Source organism: Marinobacter gudaonensis (genome assembly GCF_900115175.1).
Taxonomy (GTDB): domain Bacteria; phylum Pseudomonadota; class Gammaproteobacteria; order Pseudomonadales; family Oleiphilaceae; genus Marinobacter; species Marinobacter gudaonensis.
In genome coordinates this window covers 1,185,098-1,208,544 of record NZ_FOYV01000001.1, presented here as the reverse complement: position 1 = coordinate 1,208,544, position 23,447 = coordinate 1,185,098, and the positions used below count along the sequence as shown (strand labels likewise).

Annotated in this window: 20 protein-coding genes; 7 read left to right on the top strand and 13 right to left on the bottom strand. The window is 60.8% G+C overall.

The annotated features are described in order from the left end of the window. Positions 1-69: 69 nt before the first annotated feature. The 3 genes from BM344_RS05455 to mscL all read left to right on the top strand — a co-directional run bounded on the left by BM344_RS05455 (position 70) and on the right by mscL (position 2,653). Entirely contained in the window at positions 70-1,473 is a 1,404-nt protein-coding gene (locus BM344_RS05455; protein ID WP_091990832.1) for an FAD-binding oxidoreductase, read from the top strand. Next, positions 1,473-2,171: an SIR2 family NAD-dependent protein deacylase gene (locus BM344_RS05450; protein WP_091986927.1), complete on the top strand. Its 699-nt coding sequence runs from the start codon at positions 1,473-1,475 to the stop codon at positions 2,169-2,171. Before BM344_RS05455 ends, BM344_RS05450 begins: the two co-directional genes overlap by 1 nt. Positions 2,172-2,248: 77 nt before the next feature. Continuing rightward, complete coding sequence (gene mscL / locus BM344_RS05445) at positions 2,249-2,653, top strand: large-conductance mechanosensitive channel protein MscL (RefSeq protein WP_091986925.1); 405 nt, start codon at positions 2,249-2,251, stop codon at positions 2,651-2,653. Positions 2,654-2,686: 33 nt separating this feature from the next. On the opposite strand, the gene BM344_RS05440 is transcribed toward mscL, so the two are convergent. From BM344_RS05440 to BM344_RS05420, 5 genes are all read right to left on the bottom strand, one after another. Beyond that, on the bottom strand, positions 2,687-4,000 hold the full coding sequence (locus BM344_RS05440) for an ABC1 kinase family protein (protein ID WP_091986922.1): 1,314 nt from the start codon (positions 3,998-4,000) through the stop codon (positions 2,687-2,689). Between the two features lie 48 nt (positions 4,001-4,048). Continuing rightward, positions 4,049-4,711: a fumarylacetoacetate hydrolase family protein gene (locus BM344_RS05435; protein WP_091986919.1), complete on the bottom strand. Its 663-nt coding sequence runs from the start codon at positions 4,709-4,711 to the stop codon at positions 4,049-4,051. Between the two features lie 24 nt (positions 4,712-4,735). Continuing rightward, positions 4,736-5,278 (bottom strand): adenine phosphoribosyltransferase, encoded by a 543-nt coding sequence (locus tag BM344_RS05430; RefSeq protein ID WP_091986916.1) that lies wholly within the window; start codon positions 5,276-5,278, stop codon positions 4,736-4,738. Positions 5,279-5,308: 30 nt separating this feature from the next. Next, a complete protein-coding gene (locus BM344_RS05425) occupies positions 5,309-6,607 on the bottom strand; it encodes an NCS2 family permease (RefSeq protein ID WP_091986914.1) in 1,299 nt (432 codons plus the stop codon). 150 nt (positions 6,608-6,757) lie between these two features. Beyond that, positions 6,758-7,375 (bottom strand): trimeric intracellular cation channel family protein, encoded by a 618-nt coding sequence (locus tag BM344_RS05420; protein WP_091986910.1) that lies wholly within the window; start codon positions 7,373-7,375, stop codon positions 6,758-6,760. Positions 7,376-7,575: 200 nt separating this feature from the next. Here BM344_RS05420 and BM344_RS05415 point away from each other — a divergent pair, with 200 nt between their 5' ends. Continuing rightward, positions 7,576-8,142: a BLUF domain-containing protein gene (locus tag BM344_RS05415; protein WP_091986907.1), complete on the top strand. Its 567-nt coding sequence runs from the start codon at positions 7,576-7,578 to the stop codon at positions 8,140-8,142. A gap of 145 nt (positions 8,143-8,287) precedes the next feature. Continuing rightward, complete coding sequence (locus tag BM344_RS05410) at positions 8,288-9,268, top strand: NADPH:quinone oxidoreductase family protein (protein ID WP_091986904.1); 981 nt, start codon at positions 8,288-8,290, stop codon at positions 9,266-9,268. Positions 9,269-9,438: 170 nt separating this feature from the next. Here BM344_RS05410 and BM344_RS05405 read toward each other — a convergent pair whose 3' ends face one another. The 8 genes from BM344_RS05405 to BM344_RS05370 all read right to left on the bottom strand — a co-directional run bounded on the left by BM344_RS05405 (position 9,439) and on the right by BM344_RS05370 (position 21,455). Beyond that, on the bottom strand, positions 9,439-11,265 hold the full coding sequence (locus BM344_RS05405; protein ID WP_091986900.1) for a long-chain-acyl-CoA synthetase: 1,827 nt from the start codon (positions 11,263-11,265) through the stop codon (positions 9,439-9,441). 60 nt (positions 11,266-11,325) lie between these two features. Then, entirely contained in the window at positions 11,326-12,153 is an 828-nt protein-coding gene (locus BM344_RS05400) for an SDR family oxidoreductase (protein WP_091986897.1), read from the bottom strand. Next, a complete protein-coding gene (locus tag BM344_RS05395) occupies positions 12,150-14,132 on the bottom strand; it encodes an acetyl/propionyl/methylcrotonyl-CoA carboxylase subunit alpha (protein ID WP_091986894.1) in 1,983 nt (660 codons plus the stop codon). Before BM344_RS05395 ends, BM344_RS05400 begins: the two co-directional genes overlap by 4 nt. A 153-nt stretch (positions 14,133-14,285) precedes the next feature. Then, positions 14,286-15,104, bottom strand: coding sequence for an enoyl-CoA hydratase/isomerase family protein (locus tag BM344_RS05390; RefSeq protein ID WP_091986892.1), 819 nt, complete (start codon positions 15,102-15,104; stop codon positions 14,286-14,288). A gap of 159 nt (positions 15,105-15,263) precedes the next feature. Continuing rightward, a complete protein-coding gene (atuD, locus tag BM344_RS05385; RefSeq protein WP_091986889.1) occupies positions 15,264-16,424 on the bottom strand; it encodes a citronellyl-CoA dehydrogenase in 1,161 nt (386 codons plus the stop codon). Positions 16,425-17,014: 590 nt separating this feature from the next. Next, positions 17,015-18,631, bottom strand: coding sequence for an acyl-CoA carboxylase subunit beta (locus tag BM344_RS05380; protein ID WP_091986887.1), 1,617 nt, complete (start codon positions 18,629-18,631; stop codon positions 17,015-17,017). A 10-nt stretch (positions 18,632-18,641) separates the two neighbouring features. After that, on the bottom strand, positions 18,642-19,508 hold the full coding sequence (locus tag BM344_RS05375; RefSeq protein ID WP_091986884.1) for an SDR family oxidoreductase: 867 nt from the start codon (positions 19,506-19,508) through the stop codon (positions 18,642-18,644). 150 nt (positions 19,509-19,658) lie between these two features. Next, entirely contained in the window at positions 19,659-21,455 is a 1,797-nt protein-coding gene (locus BM344_RS05370; protein ID WP_091986881.1) for an acyclic terpene utilization AtuA family protein, read from the bottom strand. 122 nt (positions 21,456-21,577) lie between these two features. Here BM344_RS05370 and BM344_RS05365 point away from each other — a divergent pair, with 122 nt between their 5' ends. Both BM344_RS05365 and BM344_RS05360 read left to right on the top strand, forming a co-directional pair. Then, positions 21,578-22,189, top strand: coding sequence for a TetR/AcrR family transcriptional regulator (locus BM344_RS05365; RefSeq protein ID WP_091986879.1), 612 nt, complete (start codon positions 21,578-21,580; stop codon positions 22,187-22,189). 202 nt (positions 22,190-22,391) lie between these two features. Beyond that, a complete protein-coding gene (locus BM344_RS05360) occupies positions 22,392-23,441 on the top strand; it encodes a hypothetical protein (protein WP_091986876.1) in 1,050 nt (349 codons plus the stop codon). Positions 23,442-23,447 lie beyond the last annotated feature (6 nt).

Below are 23,447 nucleotides of genomic sequence, written 5' to 3'. Positions count from 1 at the left end.
CCTGAATCAACTGTCTGTGATGGCGGTTGCATGTCGCCCCGGCCCAAACCTGACGAGACCCACACATCCATGAATTCCGAACAGATCATTGCTTCTCTCAAAGACCTGATGGCCGCCGGCGATGCCCCTGGTAAAGTGCTGACCGATCCGGCCGATCTGGACACCTATGGCAAGGACTGGACGAAAATCTACCCACCCAAACCGCTGGCCATTGCCCTGCCCAAGACCACCGAGCAGGTTCAGGCGCTGGTGAAGTTTGCCAATGAAAATCAGGTGGCGCTGGTGCCCTCTGGCGGTCGGACCGGTCTGAGTGCTGGCGCGGTGGCCGCCAACGGCGAGGTGGTGGTGGCGTTCGACAACATGAACCAGATCCTGGAGTTCAGCGCCAGCGATCGCACCGTACGCTGCCAGGCGGGCGTGGTAACCGAACAGCTACAGAACTTCGCCGAAGACAACGGCCTGTATTACCCTGTGGATTTCGCCTCTGCCGGCTCCAGCCAGCTGGGTGGCAACCTGTCCACCAATGCCGGTGGCATCAAGGTTATCCGTTACGGCATGAGCAGGGACTGGGTTGCCGGTCTCAAGGTGGTCACCGGCAAGGGTGATATCCTGGATCTGAACAAGGATCTGGAAAAGAACAACACCGGCTACGACCTGCGTCACCTGTTTATCGGCGCAGAGGGCACTCTGGGTTTTATTACCGAAGCTACCATGAAGCTCTCGCGCAAACCGGACAACCTCACTGTGCTGGTGCTGGGCCTGAATGACCTCACCAATACCATGGATGTGTTGCAGACCTTCCAGAAGAAGATCGACCTCACCGCTTATGAGTTTTTCTCCCATCAGGCCATGGGGCATGTTCTGGCCCACGGCCAGGTGCAGGCGCCGTTCGAGACCGAGGCGCCATACTACGCGCTGCTGGAGTTCGAGGCGGTGTCTGACCAGGTGATGGACGATGCCATGGCCCTGTTCGAGCAGTGCGTGGAGAACGGCTGGGTGCTTGATGGGGTGATCAGCCAGAGCGAAACCCAGGCCCAGAACCTGTGGCAGCTGCGTGAGCGCATCTCCGAGTCGATTGCCCCGCGCACACCCTACAAGAACGACATTTCCGTGGTGGTCTCCAAGGTGCCCGGCTTCCTGCAGGAAATCGACAAGGTGGTCACTGAGCATTATCCGGATTTCGAAATCATCTGGTTCGGCCACATTGGCGACGGCAATCTGCATCTGAACATCCTCAAACCCGAGGATATGGCCAAAGAGGATTTCTTCGAGAAGTGCCAGCAGGTGAACAAGTGGGTGTTCGAGATTGTCGAGCGCTATCAGGGCAGCGTGTCTGCCGAGCACGGCGTGGGTATGACCAAGAAGCCGTACCTGCAGTACACCCGCAGTGAAGCCGAGATTGCCTACCTGCGTGGCATCAAGCAGGTGTTCGATCCGAACGGCGTCATGAATCCCGGAAAGATTTTTGACTGATGCAGAGCCATATCGTTGTACTGACCGGCGCTGGCATCAGCGCCGAGAGCGGCCTCTCCACCTTCCGTGACAACGGCGGACTGTGGGAGAAGCACAGTGTTTACGATGTGGCCACCCCTGAGGCCTTCGCCCGTAACCAGGACCTGGTGCTGCGGTTCTACAATGATCGGCGCCGGCAACTGGCCTCCGCAAAACCCAACCAGGCCCACCAACTGCTGGCAGAGCTGGAGAAGCGCTACCGGGTGACGGTGATCACCCAGAACGTGGACGACCTCCACGAACGTGGCGGGTCCAGCAACGTCATTCATCTTCACGGCGAATTGACCAAGGCCCGGAGTTCAGCGCACCCCGAACTGGTCTACGACATCGGCTACCGGGACATTCAGCCCGGCGATTGTTGCGACTGGGGCGCCCAGCTTCGCCCCCACATCGTCTGGTTCGGTGAAGAGGTTCCGCTGCTGGAGCAGGCCGCCGACATTGTGCGATCGGCCGACGATCTGCTGATCGTGGGCACCTCACTGCAGGTCTATCCGGCAGCCGGACTGGTTCATGAAGTGGACATGGATGTTCCGATTACGGTCATCGATCCTGGCGAGCCGGCCGCTGTTTCCCGGGCCAGGGTCATCCGCAAGGGCGCCTGCGAGGGCGTCCGCGAGTGGGTGGCTGGCCGAATGGGCTCCGGCGGAAGCTTGTACTAGAATCAGATCACGCCGGTCACGGCGTGCCCTCTGTGTTCCGCAGGGCCAAAGGTGGGACATCCAAAGGAGTGCCGTTAATGAGCATCGTAAAGGAATTCAAGGAATTTGCGGTTAAGGGCAATGTGGTCGATATGGCCGTGGGTATCATCATTGGCGTTGCGTTCGGCAAGATTGTGTCTTCGTTTGTTGCCGATGTTCTGATGCCACCCATCGGTCTGCTGGTTGGTGGTGTTGATTTTTCAAACCTGGTGGTCACCCTCAAGGCCGCCGAGGAAGGCGCTGCGGCGGTTACACTGCGCTATGGCGTCTTCATCCAGACGGTTCTGGATTTTGTCATCGTGGCGTTCGCAGTGTTCATCGGTGTGAAGGCCCTGAACATGATGCGCAAGAAGGAGGCAGAAACCCCGGCAGCGCCACCGGCGCCTTCGGCCCAGGAACAGCTTTTGATGGAAATCAGGGACCTGCTGAAACAGAAAACCTGATCGTTGGGACAAAGCGCGTCGGGCTGAGCAAGATCAGCCCGACGTTGTCTCAAGATAGTGCTCCAGCTCACTCCGGAACGCCGCCTGCACTCCCAGTCTTTTGAGCATCCAGTAATGACCGGCAATCATGCGGTCGATAAAGATGCTTTCCACCGGCGGCTTGAAGTAATCCAGGTACTTGAACACCGTGCTGGTTTTTTCCGCCACCCGCTTGTGGATGTCCGCCTCGGCGAAGTCGTACGGCTCGTCGTGTTCAAAGGGCACTACCAGGATATCCCGCCACATGGCGTAGTAAGCTTCATCCACGGCCGGCTGGCTGCCAACCCGTGCGCCAAGATCGATCAGGTAGCGGTCAAGCGCCTGGTAATCCTCATCCAGCGCGGCCACTAGAGCATTGCGATAGGCTTCGACAATCTCCGGCTTGAGTTTTTTTACGCAGCCGAAATCGTACATGATGATCGAGCCATCGGGCCGGTAGGCAAAGTTGCCAGCATGGGGATCGCCATGGATGCACTGGAACCGGAACAGCTGATCGGCCATCAGGGTAAAAATGCGTTGGCCAATCCGGTTGATGGTGTCCTGATCGTACCTGTCCCGGGTCACTTTGCTGACGTGGTCGCCTTCGACCAGTTCCATGGTCAGCACCCGGCGGGTGGAGTGCCCGGGTATGACTGACGGAATCAGCACCCAGGGCTGGTGTTCGTGGAAAGTACGGAACAGCTCGATGTTGCGAGCTTCGTTTTCATAGTCGAGTTCTTCCTTCAGGCGTTCGCGAATCTCGGCAAACAGGCGATCCACCGACTCCTTGGGCATCTTTAGCAGGCCGCCAAGCTTCAGGGCCATTCTCAGTTGCTTGAGGTCCGAATCGCAGGATTCGTCCACGCCCGGATACTGGACCTTCACGATCACATCGGTGCCATCGTGCAGCCGGGCCCGGTGGACCTGACCAATGGAGGCCGCGGCGTAGGGCGCTTCCTGCAGGTATTCGAACAGTTCGCCCACCGGTTTGCCGAGCTCGGTCTCAATCTGCTCGACGATGACCTCGAAGGGCATAGGTGGCGCTTCTTTCTGAAGCTTTTCCAGGGCCTCAGAGAACTCCCGCGGCAGGAAATCCTGGGTCTGGGAGGCGATCTGGCCGACCTTCATTACGGCCCCTTTCAGCTCGCCGAGCGTGTCGGCAATCTGGCCGGCCATGCGGGTGTAGCTCTCGCTCTGGGCGCCCTCGTCGTTTTCCGAACGAAAAAGCCTGCGCGCGCGCTGGCCGGCATACTGACCGGCCACGGAGGCGGTCATGCCTGCAAGTTTGAAAAAGCGACCACGACGGGAAGTTACCGGTTTCTTTGCCATGGCAGATGTACGTCTCTGACCGGTTTTGGGTTTAGCCGGAACCTCAGGTTAGACCACGGTGGTTTCAACGAACAACTGATCTTCCAGTTCCAGCGACAGAGTCTGGCCGGATACCAGCGGGCCTACCCCTTTGGGCGTGCCTGTCAGCACTACGTCGCCTGGCAGAAGGCTGAACTGGCTGCTGATGTGGGCAATCAGCGGCACGATGGGATTCAGCATCTCGCGGGTGTCACCGGTTTGCTGACGCTGGCGATCAATGTCCAGGGTAAAGTGGATGCTGTCGCCGGGGAATCGGTCTGCCGACACGAACGGTGACAGTGGGCAGGCGCCGTCGAATCCCTTCGCCCGCTCCCAGGGCTGTCCCTTTTCCTTGAGCCGGGATTGCAGATCCCTGAGTGTCAGATCCAGAGCCAGGCCATAGCCCAGGATGGCGGCTTCGGCCTCGCTGGCGGAGGCTCGGGTCAGCGGGCGGCCAATCAGCACCGCCAACTCGGTTTCGAAGTGCACTTCGCCCTGGTCTCTAGGAAAGTCCAGGGGGCGGGTGATGTGTACTGCAGCGGTTGACGGCTTGATGAACAGCAGGGGCTCGTCCGGTACCGGATTGTTCAGTTCCCGGGCATGTTCGGCATAATTGCGGCCAATGCAGACGATCTTGCCCAGTGGCAGATGAACGGGTGTACCGTCCTTCCAGTGGTGTTGGTAATCCGGCATGGCCACTCTCCGTCTTTTGGGGAGTCAGTCCCCTTCGAATGAACAGACAGTATAAACCTGAAGACCTTCGTCCAGAAGCTTGCGGGAGCCGCCCAGGTCCGGCAGATCGATCATTGCCGCCACCTCCACGATTTCGGCACCGATACGGCGGATCAGACGGCTGGCGGCCAGCATGGTGCCGCCGGTGGCAATCAGGTCGTCTACCAGAACCACCTTGTCTCCGGGCTTGAACGCGTCCTTGTGCAGCTCCACGGAGGCGGTGCCGTACTCCAGTTCGTAGTCTTCCACCAGGGTGTCGAAGGGCAATTTGCCCTTCTTGCGTACCAGTACGAGGGATGCATTGAGCTCGTAGGCGAGCGCCGAGCCGATGATGAAGCCCCGGGCATCGACGGCGGCCACGGCGTCGATCTTGTGGCCATGGTAGCGGTGCACGAAGGCGTCAATCAGCTTGCGGAAGGCGGTCTTGTCCTGCAGCACCGTGGTGATGTCGCGAAAGGCCACGCCGGGTTTGGGCCAGTCCGGCACTGTGCGGATGGCCTTCTTGATGCTCTCGGAGAAATAATCCATAGCAGATCCGGTAACGATTCCGGACGCGGATCAGGCCGCGTCCAGGAAAATGAATTTCAGTACAAACACAATGGCAATGATAACAACGCTGGCGTTGAGGTCAGACCAGCGCCCGCTCAGGGCCTTCAGGACAGCGTAGGTGATGAACCCCAGGGCAATGCCGTTGGCGATGGAGAACGTAAGGGGCATCATCAGGGCGGTCACCACAGCCGGTGCGGCGTCTGTCACGTCATCCCAGTCGATAAGCTTGAGGCCGCTGGCCATCAGAACTGCCACGTAAAGCAGTGCCGGGGCAGTGGCGTAGGCCGGGATTATACTTGCGATCGGCGAGAGCAGCAGACATGCCAGGAACAGGGCGGCGACAACCACTGCGGTCAGGCCGGTGCGCCCACCGGCGGATATGCCAGCGGTGGACTCGATGTAGCTGGTGGTGGTGGAGGTACCCAGGGCGGCACCGGACATGGTGGCCACGGAATCGGACATCAGGGCCCGGCCCAGGCGCGGCAGCTTGCCGTCCTTGTCCAGGAGACCACCGCGCTGGGCGGCGCCAATGAGTGTGCCGGAGGTATCAAACAGGTCAACGAAAAGGAAGGCAAAAATCACGCTGACCATGCCCACATTCAGGGCGCCGGCCAGGTCCAGCTGCAGGAAGGTGGGCGCAAGGCTGGGCGGTGCCGAAACAAAGCCTTTGTATTCCACCATACCCAGCATCATGGCAATGCCGGTGACGGCAATAATGCCGATCATAACGGCTCCGGTGACCTGCCGGAACGAAAGCGCGCAAATCAGCAGGAAGCCACCGAAAAACAGCAGGCTCTCCGCTACTTTCACCTCGCCAAGGCCGACCAGCGTGGCCGGGTGATCCACCACGATGCCGGCGTTCTTGAGGGCAATCAGTGCCAGGAAGAAGCCGATACCGGCGGAAATGCCGAAACGCAGGGACATGGGGATGCTGTTGATGATCCATTCCCGAACCCGAAAGATGCTGAGCAGGAAGAACAGGAAGCCGGAGAGGAATACGGCGCCCAGGGCTACCTGCCAGCTGTAGCCCATGCTGCCAACGACGGTGAAGGAAAAAAAGGCGTTCAGACCCATGCCCGGGGCAAGAGCGATGGGGTAATTCGCCCAGAGGCCCATGATCAGGGTGCCGATGACGGCGGCCAGACAGGTGGCCACGAAGACGGCCCCGAAATCCATGCCGGTTGCTGACAGGATGCTGGGGTTGACCACGATGATGTAGGCCATGGTCAGGAAAGTGGTGACGCCCGCTACCACTTCTTTACGAACAGTGGTGCCGTGGGCCTGGAGTTGGAACAGTCGCTCAAGCATGACGGATGTCTGCCTCACAGGATGCTGGAAGTTGGAGTTTTGGGTCCGGCCGGGCCGGCAATCGGGAATTGCGTGAAAAAACGGCAATATTACCGGCTCAGCTGCCTCAGGCCAAGGGCGGCTGACAGTTTGTCACCGTTCGGGCTCGCTTTAGTGGTTGCCGGGATCGCGCTGCAGGCGGATATCAAAGCGTACGGCGAGCAGGCGCACCATCACAATGAACAGCAGGCCGATGGTCAGAGGCAGCGCCTCGTTGGAAAGTAGCCACTGGCAGAGGAAATAGACCCAACAGCCCGCAAACGAGATGGATGCGTAGATCTGGTCCTTCCGGAAAATGTAGGGCACCTCATTGCAGAGAGTATCGCGCAGGGCACCGCCAAAGGTACCGGTCATCACACCCAGCAGAGAAGCCACGAACAGGGAGTGGCCCAGATCCAGGGCGAGCTGGGCGCCCAGAATAGAGAACACGCCCAGGCCAATGGCATCCGGAAGCAGGATGCGGGATTCCCGGAGCCGCTCGGCCCGCTGCCAGTAACTGAACACGATGGCCATGGCCAGGATCAGCATGGGCAGTTCCTGATGCTTGATCCAGTACAGCGGGTGGTTGTCCATGATCAGGTCCCGCAGGGTGCCGCCGCCAAGAGCCGTAATGAACCCGATGGTAAATACGCCTACCGGATCCATATTCTTTGACCGCGCGACAATCATGCCGGAAATGGCAAAAGCAGCGATGCCAATCAATTCAAGCACATAAATGATATCGACCATGTCGGCTCCTGCGGGGCGGGCAACGGTTGCGAGGCAGCGGTCCCAGGGCGCGCAGGATAGCGGAATTTACCGGCCAGTTCATCCCGGTCGGTTGCGGCCTTGCCCGGGATCTTCCTTAACTGTGATCCATGGCGACAGTTCAGAGCGTATGTTGCATTCGAGTTACCTGTATCCTGTCACCCTCTCAGTTTGGAGTTGCTATGTCTCTTATGCGTCTGGCTTATGCCAGTGAAGCCACGTTCCAGGCCAAACCGGTGGAAAAGGGCGTCGAGCCTCACGTCGCCCGGATTCTCATGACGTCTCGTAAGAACAACGCCAGGGACCAGTTGGTCGGTGGCCTGTACTACGGGGACAACCGGTTTTTCCAGTATCTGGAGGGTGACGAGTCGGCCGTGCGCGAAACCTACGGTCGAATTCTCAAGGATGAACGCCATCGCAATGTGAAAACGCTCATCGAGGAACCGATCACCGAGCGGACGTTCAGTAACTGGTCCATGAAGTACGTGCCGCTCTCAAAAGACGTTCGGCAATTCCTGGATGCCGAGGGCCTGGAGTCATTTGATCCGGCCAATTTCACCGCCGACCAGTGCGAGAAAATGATCGAGCTGATCCGCAACTCCAGCCAGGACCAAAAACTGGTCAATTACGATGATGACCGGGCCACCGGTAACCAGCCGCAAGTAATGTCGGGTGGCCTCAAGGCGGGCATTATCGTGGCGGGAATCTGTATTGTGGGCGCGCTGCTTTTCGCCGGCTCCATGCTCTGAGAAGTAAGGCCTGAGCATAAGCATGGTTTATGCGCGAGGATAAAGGATCTTTATTTGCTTCATGGGCTGACTCTGTTTAGCTTGACGGGTATCAATCGGCAGGTGTCCCCTGCCGGTAACCCGGATCAAACACAATGGAGCGTTCATGAAAGCCATTCTCTGCAAGGAATACGGCCCCGCTGATAAACTGGTGATCGAAGACGTCCCCAGCCCCGAAGCGAAAGGGCGCGGCGTGAAAGTACGCGTGAAGGCCGCCGGCCTGAATTTCCCGGACACGCTGATCATCGAAGGCAAATACCAGCTCAAACCCAACATGCCTTTCTCTCCGGGCGGCGAGATGGCCGGAGAAGTTGTGGCCGTGGGCGACAAGGTCACCCGTTTCAAGGTGGGCGACCGGGTAGCCGGGCTCACCGGTTACGGCGCCTTCGCGGAGGAGGTGATCGTTCCGGAGCAAAACCTGCTGCCGGTTCCGGACGGCATGTCGGATGAGAAGGCCGCCGCGTTCACCATGGTGTATGGCACGTCCTATTACGCGCTCAAACAGCGCGGCAATCTGCAACCGGGCGAGACCCTGTTGGTCCTGGGCGCCAGTGGCGGTGTTGGCCTGGCCACGGTCGAGCTGGGCAAGGCCATGGGCGCCAAGGTGATCGCCGCCGCCAGCTCCGCCGAAAAACTGGCCATCGCCAAAGAGGCCGGTGCCGACGAGCTGATCGATTACACCGAAGAGCCCCTCAAAGACGCGGTCAAGAAGCTCACCCACAGCAAGGGCGTGGATGTGATCTACGACCCGGTCGGCGGCGACTTCACCGAACAGGCCCTGCGCGCCATGGGCTGGAACGGCCGTCACCTGATTATCGGCTTCGCCGCCGGCGACATCCCGAAAATCCCCGCCAACCTGACGCTGCTCAAGGGTTGTTCCGTGGTCGGCGTATTCTGGGGCAGCTTCACCCAGCGCGAGCCGGAGGCGAGCGCCCAGAACATGATGGAGCTGATGAAGCTTTACGCCGAAGGCAAGATTGATCCGAAGGTCAGTGCCGTTTACGACTTCGAGGATTACGCCGAGGCGCTGGGGGCTCTTACTGGTCGCAAGGCCACCGGCAAAGTGGTGCTTAAAGTCAGCTCTTGATGTATGGACGCTGCTCTGGCCCTAGCCTTACTGGTCTGGAGGTGGCAAGGATGGGTGGCCCCTCCCGAAACAAGCGCACATGGATGTGCTCGTAGCGGTTTTTGGGAGGTGGTCCCCACCAATGCAGCCCGCAGACCCAGAAGGCTAGGGCCCAAGCAAGAGGCCAATAATCAAAACCGGACCGACCCAGAGTCAATCTCCGAAACCAGCTCCGGCGTCAGCAAAGTATACCCGTCGGTACCGGGCAACCAGGCGTAGACCGATTCGCCATCCCGCAGTGAGTAGCCGAGCTTCTGGATATCCACCTTGCGGTACTTGAAGGTCCCCGTTTTCTCGATGGCGTTGGTGACGCGCACGAACACCGGCACCGCATAGGCCGGCAGATTGTCCCGCAGGTAGCGGAACAGGCGGTTAACGTCGAACGGCTTGCCGTTGCTCTGGGGCACCAGGGTTACCATGCCGGCCTTGCCATTTGTGCCAGGGATCTCGACGCCGTAGACAATGGCTTCCTCCACCATTCCCGAACCGTCGATGATGTTTTCCACCTCCGTGGTGGACACGTTTTCGCCCTTCCAGCGGAAGGTGTCGCCCATGCGGTCAACGAACTGAAGGTGGCCAAAGCCGATTTCCCGTAGTACGTCACCGGTGTTGAACCAGGCGTCGCCTTTTTTGAAGGCGTTACGCAGGATCGACTTTTCCGTGGCGTCTTTCTGGGTGTAGCCCTCGAACGACCACTTCTTGGTGATTTCGCCGATCAACAGGCCGGGCTCGCCCTTGGCCACTTCTTTCATGAAGCCCTTTTTGTCGCGTATCGGGTCGCGGGTGCCTTCGTGGAACTGCACCAGCTTGTAGGGAGCGGTGGAGAAGCCGACGGTGTTGTCCATGTTGAAGAAGTTGCTGAAGCCGATGTTGCCCTCGCTGGAGGCGTAGAGCTCGGCGACGGTTTGTATGCCGAAGCGGTCCTTGAATTCTTTCCAGATGGAGGGCCGCAGGCCGTTGCCGATCATCTTGGTGAGGTTGTGGTTACGGTCTTGCGGTCCGGGGGGCTGGTTCAGCAGGTAGCGGCAGAGTTCGCCGACGTAGCCAAAGGTGGTGGCGCGGTAGCGGCGAACGTCGTCCCAGAAGGCGCTGGCGGAGAACTTGCGGCGTAACGCAATAGCCGAGCCGCCGGCCAGAACGGAGCCCCAGCACACCAGCAGCGCGGTGCCGTGGTAGAGGGGCAGGGTGCAGTAGAGGACGTCCTCTGGTTCCATGGCCAGGGACATCAGGCCGAAGCCGCCATAGGCCTTGACGAATTTCCGGTGTGAGCCAGGCGCGGCCTTCGGCAGGCCGGTGGTGCCGGACGTGAACAGATAGATGGCGGTATCGCCCATTCTGGGGGGATTGCCCAGCACCAGGTTATCGCTGTTGAAGGTGCTCACCTGATCGGCCATGTTGGTGTAGCCCTCCGGGGCCTCGCCAAAGGCGTTCAGGGTATTGATATCCGCCAGGAACTGGAACGGTCTGGGATGGCGGGTATGGAGATTGGCCCGGATGCCTTCGAAGCTATCCAGCAATTCTTCCCCGACAACCACCATCTTCGGTTCGATCAGCCCGATGCTGTGCTCGAGAACCTTGCCTTTCTGGGACGTATTGAGCATGGCGCAGGCAACGCCGAGCTTGGCGGCGCCGGCCACCACCGCGAGCAGTTCTGGCCGGTTTTCCAGGAACACGGCAATGGCGTCGCCTTTGGTGAGTCCCTGCTCCTGCAGGTATCGGGCGATGCGGTTGGCCCAGCCATTAAGTTCGCTCCAGGTGATAACGCGGTCTTCAAACAGCACCGCAGGCCGTTGGCCGACGTTCCGGGCGTTGGTCTCAATAAGCGTGCCTAGGGTCAGCTCCCGGTTCTCGTTGTCCAGGGAATAGTAATACAGCCCCCGGGTAATGGCGGGCAAACGCCGCAGAATCCCGGGCAGGCTGCGGGCAAGGTCCAGTGGGGATACGTTGTCTTGGCTCATGGTTTTCTGTTCGTGCCTTCTTGTGTGGGCCCGGAGCCTGAAACAACGCAGGCATCGGGCTCAGTCCAGAAACAGATCCGGCATCAGGGGCTTGTCGCCCGGTTCGTACCGGTAGTGTTCAAAGTCGGTGACGCCGTCCTGCCGGAGCAGGTCTTCGTCAATCAGGTTCTGCCCGGTCATTGCCTCGGCTGAACGGGTCAGAATGCTGACGGCGGCATCGGCCATGATCTCGGGCTTACGGCCCTGGGCCATCATTTTCGGGCCGCCCACTTCAAACTCGATGGCGGCGGTGGCAATCAGGGTTTTCGGCCAGAGCGTGTTCACGGCAATGCCATAGCGCCGGAATTCCTCCGCCATGCCCAGGCTCAGCATGGTCATGGCGTACTTGGTGGTGGTGTAGGGGCCGTACTGGGCGAACCACCGGGTGTCCAGGTTCAGGGGCGGTGACAGGCTCAGGATGTGGGCCTGATCCGACTCTTTCAGCCAGGGCAAGGCCGCCTGGCTGCAGGCCATCACCGCCCGGGCATTGACCTGATGCATCAGGTCGTACCGGCTGACCTTCAGGTTCTCCACGCCGGTGAGCCGGATGGCACCGGCGTTGTTCACCAGGGCGTCGATGCCGCCGAAATACTCACCGGCCTCGTCGATGCGTTGACGAATCTGTTTTTCATCCCGCACATCCAGCACCAGCGGCAGCGCCTGGCCCCCGGCCTCGCGTACTTCCTCGGCCACAGTGTGAATCGTGCCCGGCAGCTTCGGGTGCGGCGTGTCCGATTTGGCGGCAATCACCACGTTGGCGCCATGTCGGGCACAGGCGATGGCGATGGCCCGGCCAATGCCCCGGCTGGCGCCGGTAATGAAAACGGTGCGTTGGCGTAAACTGCTCATGCGTCGTTCTCCTGTTCGGCGGCTTCGTCGGCGGTGATTTCCACCAGCAGCTGGCTGCGCTTTACCTGGTCGCCCCGGCTGGCGTGGACCGCGCGGACAATGCCGTCTCGGTCGGCTTTTACCGGATGCTCCATCTTCATGGCCTCCAGTACCACCAGCGTATCGCCCTGGCGAACGTTCTGGCCAGCGGCCACCAACACATCAATGATGGCGCCGTCCATGCTGGCCTGGATGCGGCCGCTGCCGACGCCACCGGTGGCCTGCGCCGGTTGGTGGGTTATGTCCCGCACCGACCAGGCTTGCCCGAACGCCTGCAAATATAGGGAATCGCCAAGGCGGTGATATTGGCAAGTCTGACGAACCCCGTTGTCGATAATGCACAACCGGCCCTCGCTCCTCTGGATCAGCTCCAGAGAATGTTGGGCGTCGCCCTGGCTGACAGACACGCGGTTGCCGCGGCGGGTCACCAGTAACTCGACAACAGCATCATCGCTGGCCAGCTTGATCGGTGTCATGGTGGCGGGGGCATTGCTCCAGGCGGTCTGGCCCGAAATGCCATGGTCGAACACGCAGGCCGCCAGGGCCAGTTGGCGGAGGTCCGGTGCCTGGGGCTTCAGCGACGGGTCGTCTGCGAACGCCTGCTGCAGGAAAGCCGTTGTGGCCTCGCCGGCGCCGAAGGTGTCGTTGGCAATGATCCGGCTCAGGAAGTAACGATTGGTGGTTACCCCGAATACGGCGGTGTCTTCCAGCGCCCGTATCAGCCGGCGGCGCGCCTCGTCCCGATTCTGGCCCCAGGCGATCACCTTCGCGAGCATGGGGTCGTAGTGGGGTGTGATGGCGTCTCCGGAGCGAACCCCGGTATCAAACCGCAGGCCTTCGCCTTCGGCGGGTTCGAAGGCCAGCAATGGCCCGGTTTGGGGTGTGAACCCGTGGGCCGGGTCTTCTGCGTATAGCCGCACTTCGATAGCGTGACCGTTCAGGCGGATGTCGCTCTGTGCCAATGGGAGAGGCCGTCCCTCCGCGACAGTCAACTGCCAGGCCACCAGGTCCTGGCCGGTAATCAGTTCGGTTACCGGGTGCTCCACCTGCAGGCGGGTGTTCATTTCCAGGAAGTAGAAATTGCGGTGCTTGTCCACCAGGAACTCGACGGTGCCGGCGCCTTCGTAATTGCAGGCGAGGGCTGCTTTGACGGCCGCCTCGCCCATGGCCTGGCGCAGTTCTGGTGTTACGAAGGGGGAGGGCGCCTCTTCGACCACTTTCTGGTGCCGACGCTGCACGGAACAATCCCGCTCACCCAGGTAGACGGCGTTGCCGTGGCTGTCGGCAAACACCTGGATTTCCACGTGGCGGGGCTCGATCACCGCTTTCTCGAGGATCAGTTCGTCATCCCCGAAGGCCTGTTTCGATTCAGAACGGGCCCGTTTGATGCTGTCGGCCAGTTCCGATTCACTCTCTACCAGCCGCATGCCCCGGCCACCGCCGCCGGCGGAGGCCTTGATCATCAGCGGGTAGCCGATGTCCTTGGCGGCGGCGATGAGTTCGTCGTCGGTGGCGCTGTTACCTTTGACAGAGCCTTCATATCCCGGCACCACGGGCACACCGGCGTCCTGCATGGCGATCTTGGAGCGGCGCTTGCTGCCCATCAGTTCAATGGCGGAGGCTGGCGGGCCCACGAACACCAGGCCGGCGTCTTTGCAGGCGGTGGCGAAGGCGGCGTTCTCTGAGAGGAAGCCGTAACCCGGGTGGATGCAGTCGGCGCCGGTTTTGCGGGCGGCATCGAGGATGGTGTCGCTGTTCAGGTAGGAGGCAGACACCTGTGCCGGGCCGATGCAAACGGCTTCGTCGGCAAGTTCCACGTGCAGGGCTTTGGTGTCGGCCTCGGAGTAGACGGCCACGGTGCGGTAACCGAGGGCTTTGGCGGTGCGGATGACCCGAACGGCGATTTCGCCCCGGTTGGCTACTAGCAGTTTCTTCAGCATGTTCTTGTTCTCTCGCTTGGGTGTGGGGCCGCACGGGAGGTCGGATGTGCCTCCAGAAAACCGCTACGAGCACGTCCATGTGCGCTTGTTTCCGGCCATCCATGGCCTCCAACATTTTCTGGAGGCACATCCGACCTCCCGCGCTCCGCAATCTCAGTCATCGCCCGCCCAGGCGGGTTGACGTTTTTGCATAAACGCCATGGTGCCTTCCGTGCCTTCGCTGCCCCGGATGGCTGCCGCGAATTTCTCGGCCGCACTGTCCAGCAAACCGCTCATCGGTTCGTGGCCAACCCGATGCAGCAACGCTTTCGTTTCCGCGGTCGCCACGGGCGCGCATTGGCGGACATGATCCAGCGTGCTGGCAATCAGCTCTTCCAGTTCCTCGCCCGAAGTGGCCGCCTGGTGAACGATCCCGAGGCGGCACGCCTCGGCGGCGTCAATTCTCAAACCCAGCAGGGCCAGCCGGCGGGCCTGGGTGAGGCCGATGCGTTCCACCACAAACGGGGCGATCTGGGCCGGAATCACGCCCAACGAGGTCTCGGGCATGCCGAACTTGGCTGTGGGGCCGGCGATGGCGACGTCTGAGACGCAGGCCAGGCCGAAACCTCCGCCCATCACCGCGCCCTCGGTGACCGCGACAACCACCTTGGAGGATTCGTTCACCTGCTGGATCATCTGGCCAAAGGCCCGGTTCAGGCGGTAGAACGGATCCGCCTCGCCCTCGGCCGGTTTCTGGCCCCGGGCGCCGGCCATGTCCTTGATGTCACCGCCGGCACAGAAATGCCCACTGGCGCCGCGGATGACAACGGCACGGATGTGCAGGTCGTTTTCGATCTGGGTAAACACCGCCGACAGTTCCGCCACCATCTCCAGGCTCATGGCGTTGCGAACGTCCGGGCGGTTGAGGGTGATGAACAGGGTGGGGCCCTGTTTCTCCAGTAAAAGTGTTTCGCAATGTGGTAGCTGATCCATAACTGACTCCACGTTAAGACTTTGGGGCTGCCGGGTTGGTGGAGCTTTCCAGGACCGTTGAGGGCCATGGATGGCCCGATCGAGCCCTACAGGGACGTACTCGCGGGCGTGTCCTGGAAAGTTCCACCAACTCGGTAGCCTGCCTCCAAGATGAGCGCGTCAGTCGCGCCTCTTGCCCGGAAGCGTCCCCATCATCTTGCAGATAATCCCGAGCATGATTTCATCGGCGCCCCCGCCAATGGACACCAGCCGAACATCCCGATAAGCCCGTGAAATCGGGTTGTCCCACATATAGCCGTTACCGCCCCAGTACTGCAGGCAGCTGTCGGTAACCTCGCGACCGAGTCGTCCTGCCTTGAGCTTGGCCATGGACGCCAGGCGAGTTACATCCTTGCCTTCCACGTGCAGCTCGCAGGCCTGGTAGGTGAGGGCGCGCAGGGCTTCGACTTCGGTTTGCAGCTCGGCCAGGCGGAAGTGAATCACCTGGTTGTCGATCAGCGGCTGGCCGAAGGTCTTGCGCTCGCGGCAGTACTCGATGGTCTTGTTGATGCAGTTCTCCAGCGCTTTGATCACGTTGGCGGCGCTCCAGAGGCGCTCCTCCTGGAACTGCAGCATCTGCATCATGAAGCCGGTGCCCTCGGCGCCAATCCGGTAACGCTGCGGTACGCGCACGTCGTCAAAGAAAATCTGCGCGGTTTCCGAGGAGCGCATGCCCAGTTTGTTCAGGTGCGGGCTGAAGGAAATACCCGGGGTTTTGGTGGGCACTACGATCAGCGATTTGTTCTTGTGGGGCTTGTCGTCCGAGGTGTTGGCGAGCAGGCAGATGAAATCCGACTGCGGGCTGTTGGTGATCCACATCTTGGAGCCGTTGATGATGTAGTCGTCGCCATCCTTTCGGGCGGTGGTTTTCATTCCCGCCACATCGGAGCCGGCACCTACTTCACTGACGCCAATACAGCCGACCATGTCACCGGCGATCGCCGGGGCCAGGAAGGTGCGCTTGAGTTCATCGGAGCCAAAACGGGCGATGGCCGGGGTACACATATCGGTCTGAACGCCAACGGCCAACGGCACCCCACCACAATGGGCCATGCCCAGCTCTTCAGCCGCCACCAGGTTGTAGCTGTAGTCCAGGCCCATGCCGCCATACTCTTCCGGCTTCTGGATACCGAGAAGGCCGAGGTTGCCGAGTTTCTTGAACAATTCATGGATCGGGAATTCGCCGGCGGCTTCCCATTCGTCGCAGTGGGGATTGATTTCCTTCTCGACGAAATCCCGGACGGTTTTTCTCAGGGCTTCGTGTTCGGCTGTGAATTTCACGTTCTTGTTCTCCTGGGTGTTAGCCCGTGCCTTCTGATTGTGAGTGCACGTTCGTTAGCTTGGGCGGTGGCTGCGTGGGACCGATTTCAGAAAACCGCTACGAGCACCCCTTGCGGGGTCCGGCCAGCAATCGCAGATTGCTGTCGTTCGGCTGCGCATGAAGCTTCGCTTCATAAACGCTTGCCTCACCCATGTGCGCTTGGCGCCGGCCATCCTTGGCCGACGACATTTTCTGAAATCGGTCCCACACAGCCACCAACGTCGGCAAATTGATTGCTACCTGCTGGCAACTTTGTTGCTTTTGTAGGTAGGGTTAGCCGGAGGCGTAACCCGACAGATTGACGGGGTGGCCTGGCTTTCTTTGTCGGATTACGCCTCCGGCTAATCTGACCTACCGTTGTTTTTTCGCATGCTGCGGCTGAAAAGCATGCTGGCTTTATGCGTTAACTCCGAATTCCGAAGAACCGGTTGGCCCCCTCTGTCCAAAAATGTCGTCGGCCATGGATGACCGACGCCAAGCGCACATGGATGTGCTCGTAGCGTTTTTTGGACAGAGGGGGCCAATCGGTTCCTCCGCCGTATAAGCAGACCTACAGGCGGGCGACTCCAAACGTATTAGGCCGCAACTGCCGAGCCTCGGCTTCCCGGCAAATGTCCAGAACCAGGGCCAGAACCCGTCGGGTATCCCGCGGGTCAATCAGCCCGTCATCCCACAATCTGGCCGTTCCGAACAGCGCCGTTGAGCCTTCCTCCAATTTCTTTGCCGTCGCCTGCTCCAGAAAATCCAGCGTCTTCGGATCCGGCTCCAAGCCGCCGCGGCGCTGCTTGTCTTCGGCCACAATGCGCATCACCTTGCCCGCCTGAGCCGGGCCCATGACCGCCGTGCGGCTGTTGGGCCAGGCGAAGATGAAACGTGGGTCCAGGCCGCGCCCGCACATGGCGTAGTTACCTGCACCATAGGAACCGCCGATCACAATTGCGACCTTGGGCACCCTGCAATTGGCCACGGCCTGGATCATCTTCGAGCCGTGTTTGATGATGCCGTTCTGTTCTGAATGAGTGCCCACCATGAAGCCAGTGGTATTGTGCAGGAACAGCAGCGGCGTGCCGGCCTGGTCGCAAAGCTGGATGAACTGGGCCGCCTTGGCGGAGCCGGCAGGTGTGATTGGGCCGTTGTTGCCGATGATGCCCACCGAGTGGCCTTCGATGCGGATGGTGCCGCACACGGTCTGGTCGTCGAACTCGTTCTTGAAGTCCATGAACTTCGAACCGTCGGCAATGCGGGCCAGGATTTCGCGCACGTCGTAGGGCTTCTTGGAATCCGCCGGTATAACACCCAGCAATTCCTCCGCGGGGTAGCGCGGCTCCTCCCAATCCAGCTCGCGCCGTGGCGGCAGCTGCTCGTTCCAGGGTAGGGCTTCGAGGATGTTGCGGGCCTGGCGGATGCCGTCGGCGTCGTCTTCGGCCAGGTATTCGGCGGTGCCCGCCACCGTGGCGTGCATTTCGGCGCCGCCCAGTTCTTCATCGGTGGCCACTTCGCCGGTGGCCGCTTTCAGCAGCGGTGGGCCGGCCAGGAACATCTTGGCCTGCTCGCGTACCGCAATCACGTAATCGGACAAACCCGGCTGATAGGCGCCGCCGGCGGTGGCGTTGCCGTGAACCACGGTGACCTGTGGAATGCCAGCGGCGGACATGCGTGCCTGGTTGGCAAAGCCCCGGGCGCCGAGCACGAAAATGTCGGTGGCGTAGTTCAGGTTCGCGCCGCCGCTCTCGGAGAGGGAGACCACCGGCAGCTTGTTTTCCATGGCGATCTGCTGGAGGCGGAGGGTCTTGTCCAGGCCGGCCGGGGTGATGGTGCCGCCCTTGATGGCGCTGTTGCTGGCCACCACCAGGCAGCGAATACCGCTCACATAACCAATGCCGGCAATGATGCCGCCGCCGGCCAGGCTGCCGTCCTTGTCGTCGTGCATCTTGTAGCCGGCCAGGGAACACAATTCCAGGAACGGTGTGCCGCGGTCCAGCAGCCGGTTGATCCGGTCCCGGGGCAGCAGCTTGCCGCGTTTGGTGAACTTCTCCCGGGCCGCTTCAGCAAGGTCCAGAACCTTCTGCTCCACCTCCCGGAAGGTGGTGATGTGCGCTTCCATGGCGTCCGCATTGACGCGGAAGTCGTCGGACTGGGGGCTTACCGTGGATTCCAGTACCTGCATGATCCGCTCCTCAGTCGTCGCTCAGGACTTTCGGGGTGATGGCCCGGTGAAAACCGTTATAGGGCTCGTTATTCTTCGCCATCGGCAGAGGCCACACCCGGCCACCCTGGGAAGCGGCGCCGTCGATCCGCAGGCAGTCGCCACTGATAAACGCGGCGCCCGGGCTGAGCAGGAAACAGATGGCCGAGCTCACTTCCGATTCGGTCCCCATCCGCTTGATGGGCACGTTATCGCCCAGGCTGCGAATCCACTGGCGCATGTGTTCCGGGTAGTTGTCCATGCCGCTGGACGCAATCCAGCCGGGCGCCACGGCGTTCACCCGAACCCCGGAGGCGCCCCATTCCACGGCGGCGGTCTGGGTGAAATTCACCATCCCGGCCCGGGCTGCCCCGGAGTGGCCCATGCCGGGCATGCCGCCCCACATATCGGCCACAATGTTCACGATTGCACCGCCGGTTTTCGACAGCGCCTGGGTATAGGCCTCCCGAGCCATAAGGAAGCCGCCGGTCAGGTTGGTGCGCACCACGGTTTCCCAGCCCTTCTGGTTGATCCCCGTCAGCGGCGCCTGGAACTGCCCACCGGCGTTGTTCACCAGCCCGTTCAGCCCGCCATGTTCGGCAATGATGGCTTTCACGGTAGCTTTCACTGATTCCTCTTCCCGGATATCGCAGACATGGGCCGAGGCAATGCCCCCGTCCTCAATGATCTCCGCTTTTACCGATTCCACCTTCTCAGCCTTCCGGCCAACCAGGGCGACCCGCGCTCCGAGGGCAGCCAGCTCGTGGGCCGTGCAACGACCAATGCCGGAACCACCGCCGGTAACGATAAATACCTGGCCTTTGAACAGGTCCGGATGAAAAACTGATTGATAGCTCATAAAAGTGATGACCCTTCCAAAGTTCGGGCGCTCTGGTTGGTAGCAGGTTCCGGGACTGTGAGCAGCAGGGATGCTGCGATCAAGCCTACACGGACGTATTCACGGCGTGTCCCGGAACCTGCTACCAACCAGAGTGCATGCACCAAATGTTTAGCTCTTCACAAGATCTGAGGGAACAGGCACCGGAAACTCCAGCAACTGCTGTGCAAACGCCTTGCCCTGGGGATCAATCCGCAGGCTGGCCACGCCGCCGCCACCCAGGCTGTGCTCCAGCAGGAAATTGATCGCCTGCAAACCCGGTAGCGCCCACCGGGTAACGCGGCCAGTCTCCGGATTCAACGTATGGCCCATCCACTCGGCGACCGCCGCTTCCGTTAGCGCCGCCTCAATGAACGGCAGATACTCCGGCTTGCGGGCAATCACCCCGATATTGCTGTGGTCGCCCTTGTCACCGCTCCGAGCCCAGGCCAACTTAATCAGCGGCACCGTGGTATCCGTGGCCGGAGTCTCATGGGCAAAGGACTGGGGCTGAAGCAGGCTGGTATCGAAGCCACCTTCGGTAGCGACTGCCACCGCCCGCTGCTCGCCACCCAGATCCACCGAGACCTCGACTTCGCTCTTGGGTACCAGGCAGGAGTACAGCCGGATCTTCGGCCACACCGTAGGCCGGCCGCCGACAATTCCGGTAATGCCCGGAGCCATGCCCGTGGCCGCCTGGGCGATTTCTCGGGAGAAAAGCACCAGTGCTTCTTTCTTCGGATGGGCCGTGCTTATCTTGACCACCACTTCCCTGCAGTCCTGGCCTCGGCCATGGGCGCCGTACGTCGTTTCAGTGCCCAGAAGCTCGATGCTGGTTTCGCTGTAATCGGGTAGCCCACGTTCGCTGAACATGCGCGATGTCTTGGCCAATATGGCCTGGGCAACAGTCTCCGCCTTGGCCGGGGCATCCATGCCGGCCAACAGGAAGGTGACCGTGCATTTGAAACCGTCTGGCCAGGTGCCCGACACCTTGTAGGTGCTGGTAGGGGGAAGCCCCCGCGCACCGGTGACCTCAACCCGGTCCTTACCGGTTTCAGCCAGCTCTACAGCGGTAAAGTCACAGGTTACATCGGGCAGCAGGTAGGCCCGGGGATCGCCGATCTCATAGACCAGTTGCTCGCCGACGGTGCCCCGGCTGACCAGCCCACCGGTGTTCTCGGGTTTGGTAATGAAGAAACGGCCGTCTGCGCTGACTTCGGCAATCGGAAAGCCCATGTTGGCGTAGCCGCCGGCCACGGCTTCCCAGTCGGTAAAATTGCCGCCGGTGGCCTGTGCGCCACACTCGAGCAGGTGCCCGGCCAGGCAGCCCTGGGCCAGCTTGTCGTAATCGTCCCAGCGCCAGCCGAATTCGTGGACCAGCGGCGCCAGCACCAGGGCGCTGTCGGCCACGCGACCGGTGATCACTATGTCCGCACCCTGTTCCAGGGCAGCCACCAGGCCCGGCGCGCCCAGGTAGGCGTTAAGGCTCACCATCATGGGCGGCATGGGCTCGCCGGTGCTTATTTCGGAGATGCCTGCGTCGGCGAGCTTTTTCTTTTTCATCAGCAGGTCGTCGCCCAGAACAAGGGCGATTTTCAGGTCCACACCCGCTTTCGAACACAGTTCCTGAAGGGCGTCCCGGCAGGCTACCGGATTCACGCCGCCGGCGTTGGCCAGCACCCGAATGCCTTTCTCCTTGATGTCGCCCAGCAGTGGACCCATCACCGTCTGCACGAAATCCCGGGCATAGCCCTGGGTGGGGTCCTTCATCTTCTGGCCGGCCATGATCGACATGGTGATCTCGGCCAGATAATCGGCCACCAGGTAATCAATATTGCCCGTACGGACCAGCTGCGCCGCGGCGGTTTCGGTGTCGCCCCAAAAGGCGGCCGAACAGCCGATGCGAACGGAGCGCGGTGAGTCAGTCATAGTCAGTGTCCATGTCGGAATTCGCCAACGATGCGATTGACAATACCAAGCAAGCGCTTGGTTTGTAAAGTGGCGAGTTTAGGGTAGAATCATTGGCCTAATCTGCCAGCCGGAACGTTTCAGTGAGCCAGAACCCGATCCTCCAGTCCCTGATTGCCGAAAACCTCGTCTCCGACCCCAACGGTGCCCGAGGGCGCTTGCTCACCGAAGCTGCCCGCCTGTTCCGGGAAAAGGGCTATGAGCGCACTACGGTGCGGGACCTGGCCGCCGCCGTCGGTATCCAGTCTGGCAGTCTGTTCCACCATTTCCGCAGCAAGGAGGAAATCCTGAAAGCGGTTATGGTTGAAACAATCCGGCTGAACACCGCACTGATGCAGGCGGCCGTGGAGGCTGCCGACACGCCCCGGCAAAAACTGAGGGCGCTGATACGGGCTGAGCTCGAGTCCATCAACGGGCAAACCGGAGAAGCCATGGCCGTGCTGGTGTTTGAATGGCGCAGCCTGTCCGAGGATTCCCGGGCCGAGGTTCTCGAACTCCGAGATATCTATGAGGCGCTGTGGCTGAACGTTCTGGGAGCATTGAAAGAGCGGGGTGACCTGCTGGCAGATCCTTTCGTGGTGCGCCGTATGCTGACCGGCGCCCTGAGCTGGACGGTAACCTGGTACAAGCCAGAGCGGGGCGGACTCACTTTGGATGGACTGACTGACCAGGTGATGGCAATGCTGGCCCTTTAATACGTTCTGGTATTAAAGTCTTTGATTTACATCAGGAAAACCTCAAGAACCGACCTTTCTAAGAGGGCCATTGGCCTCATCGGCATAATCCGTTCGGCATTCCAGCCATTTTTGTAGGACAGTTTTCGAAGCATTCTTGCAGCCGTTAACAAAAACCGACAAACGATCGGGCATACAACAACAACGTAAAGCAGGGTGATTTATGATTTCCTCTCTGGCTTGGCTGAAACCACGTCTTCAGACCCTCACACTGGCGGCGGTTGCCGCCCTTGCAGGTTGCTCGGCAAATCCCATCTACACCACCACGGGTGTCGTCCTCTCTAACTACTCCGAGGGCGAGGCCACACCCTATGTTCTGCAGATGTCCGACCCAAAGATGGCCTGTGCCCTGGGCGAGGGCATCGACCCGCTGCTCTATTCGTTTTCACGGGTGACTGAAGCGCCGGACACCACGGGCTCCCTGCTCATGCTTCTGGCCGGCAACTGTGCCGAGTACAAGGCCTGGGAGGCGGAGCTGGCGTACCTGCGCGCTGATTATCAGGGCGATGTTGCAACCGCCAAGGATGCCCGGGAAGAGGCCAAGCGCCTGAATGCCCTGACGGCAAAGCGTCGGTACCGCTCCTTCCAGCGTGCGATGGCCGCTTACGAGTTTGACCCGGCCGCAGAGCCCCTGGAGTGTCCGTTTCTGTTCAGCGAACAGGACGAACTGACGTTCCTCCTCGGTCTTTTGACCGGCATGCAGGCCATCGTTAACGACGCCAATTCCGGTGCCATGGCCGGCGTTCCCCGCAACATTGCGCCGCAGGCGGAGCGTGCCGCGACCTGTCTGGACAACGAGAAGTGGGGTGGCACACCGAATGCCATCCGTGCCCTGGTGTGGCTGTTGCTGCCGGATACCCGCCCGGAACTCTCGCCCGACCCCTGGCAGGTGCTGGAACACAGCCGGCAGCTGGGTGTCGAGAAAGGCATCCGCGTGCCGCACGCGCTCCAGGCGGTGGCCGCCGAAACCTTTGGTCGGCCCGACAAGCTCGAGGAGGCAATTGCCACCTTTGCTGATTCCAACGCCAGGGTAACCGTGTGGGACGACTATCGCCTGGTGGACGAAGTGGCGGCCGATGCGGTGCAATTCTCCTCGGACAAGTATTGGACCGCCAATTATGGCTACCGCACCCCTCAGACGTTCTTTGGCAAGATGAGCCCCGAGCGCGAAACCGAGAATGTCGAAACCATGAATCTGGATGACCTGCTCTGAGGCAGG

Bases quoted from the DNA above. Each gene is read 5' to 3' on its own strand.
- BM344_RS05380 (WP_091986887.1), bottom strand. From the start codon at position 18,631: ATGCAGGTACTGGAATCCACGGTAAGCCCCCAGTCCGACGACTTCCGC.
- BM344_RS05425 (WP_091986914.1), bottom strand. From the start codon at position 6,607: ATGCTTGAGCGACTGTTCCAACTCCAGGCCCACGGCACCACTGTTCGT.
- BM344_RS05405 (WP_091986900.1), bottom strand. From the start codon at position 11,265: ATGAGCCAAGACAACGTATCCCCACTGGACCTTGCCCGCAGCCTGCCC.
- BM344_RS05450 (WP_091986927.1), top strand. From the start codon at position 1,473: ATGCAGAGCCATATCGTTGTACTGACCGGCGCTGGCATCAGCGCCGAG.
- BM344_RS05410 (WP_091986904.1), top strand. From the start codon at position 8,288: ATGAAAGCCATTCTCTGCAAGGAATACGGCCCCGCTGATAAACTGGTG.
- BM344_RS05415 (WP_091986907.1), top strand. From the start codon at position 7,576: ATGTCTCTTATGCGTCTGGCTTATGCCAGTGAAGCCACGTTCCAGGCC.
- BM344_RS05400 (WP_091986897.1), bottom strand. From the start codon at position 12,153: ATGAGCAGTTTACGCCAACGCACCGTTTTCATTACCGGCGCCAGCCGG.
- BM344_RS05435 (WP_091986919.1), bottom strand. From the start codon at position 4,711: ATGCCGGATTACCAACACCACTGGAAGGACGGTACACCCGTTCATCTG.
- BM344_RS05370 (WP_091986881.1), bottom strand. From the start codon at position 21,455: ATGACTGACTCACCGCGCTCCGTTCGCATCGGCTGTTCGGCCGCCTTT.
- BM344_RS05430 (WP_091986916.1), bottom strand. From the start codon at position 5,278: ATGGATTATTTCTCCGAGAGCATCAAGAAGGCCATCCGCACAGTGCCG.
- BM344_RS05420 (WP_091986910.1), bottom strand. From the start codon at position 7,375: ATGGTCGATATCATTTATGTGCTTGAATTGATTGGCATCGCTGCTTTT.
- BM344_RS05440 (WP_091986922.1), bottom strand. From the start codon at position 4,000: ATGGCAAAGAAACCGGTAACTTCCCGTCGTGGTCGCTTTTTCAAACTT.
- BM344_RS05390 (WP_091986892.1), bottom strand. From the start codon at position 15,104: ATGGATCAGCTACCACATTGCGAAACACTTTTACTGGAGAAACAGGGC.
- mscL (WP_091986925.1), top strand. From the start codon at position 2,249: ATGAGCATCGTAAAGGAATTCAAGGAATTTGCGGTTAAGGGCAATGTG.
- BM344_RS05395 (WP_091986894.1), bottom strand. From the start codon at position 14,132: ATGCTGAAGAAACTGCTAGTAGCCAACCGGGGCGAAATCGCCGTTCGG.
- BM344_RS05455 (WP_091990832.1), top strand. From the start codon at position 70: ATGAATTCCGAACAGATCATTGCTTCTCTCAAAGACCTGATGGCCGCC.
- BM344_RS05375 (WP_091986884.1), bottom strand. From the start codon at position 19,508: ATGAGCTATCAATCAGTTTTTCATCCGGACCTGTTCAAAGGCCAGGTA.
- BM344_RS05360 (WP_091986876.1), top strand. From the start codon at position 22,392: ATGATTTCCTCTCTGGCTTGGCTGAAACCACGTCTTCAGACCCTCACA.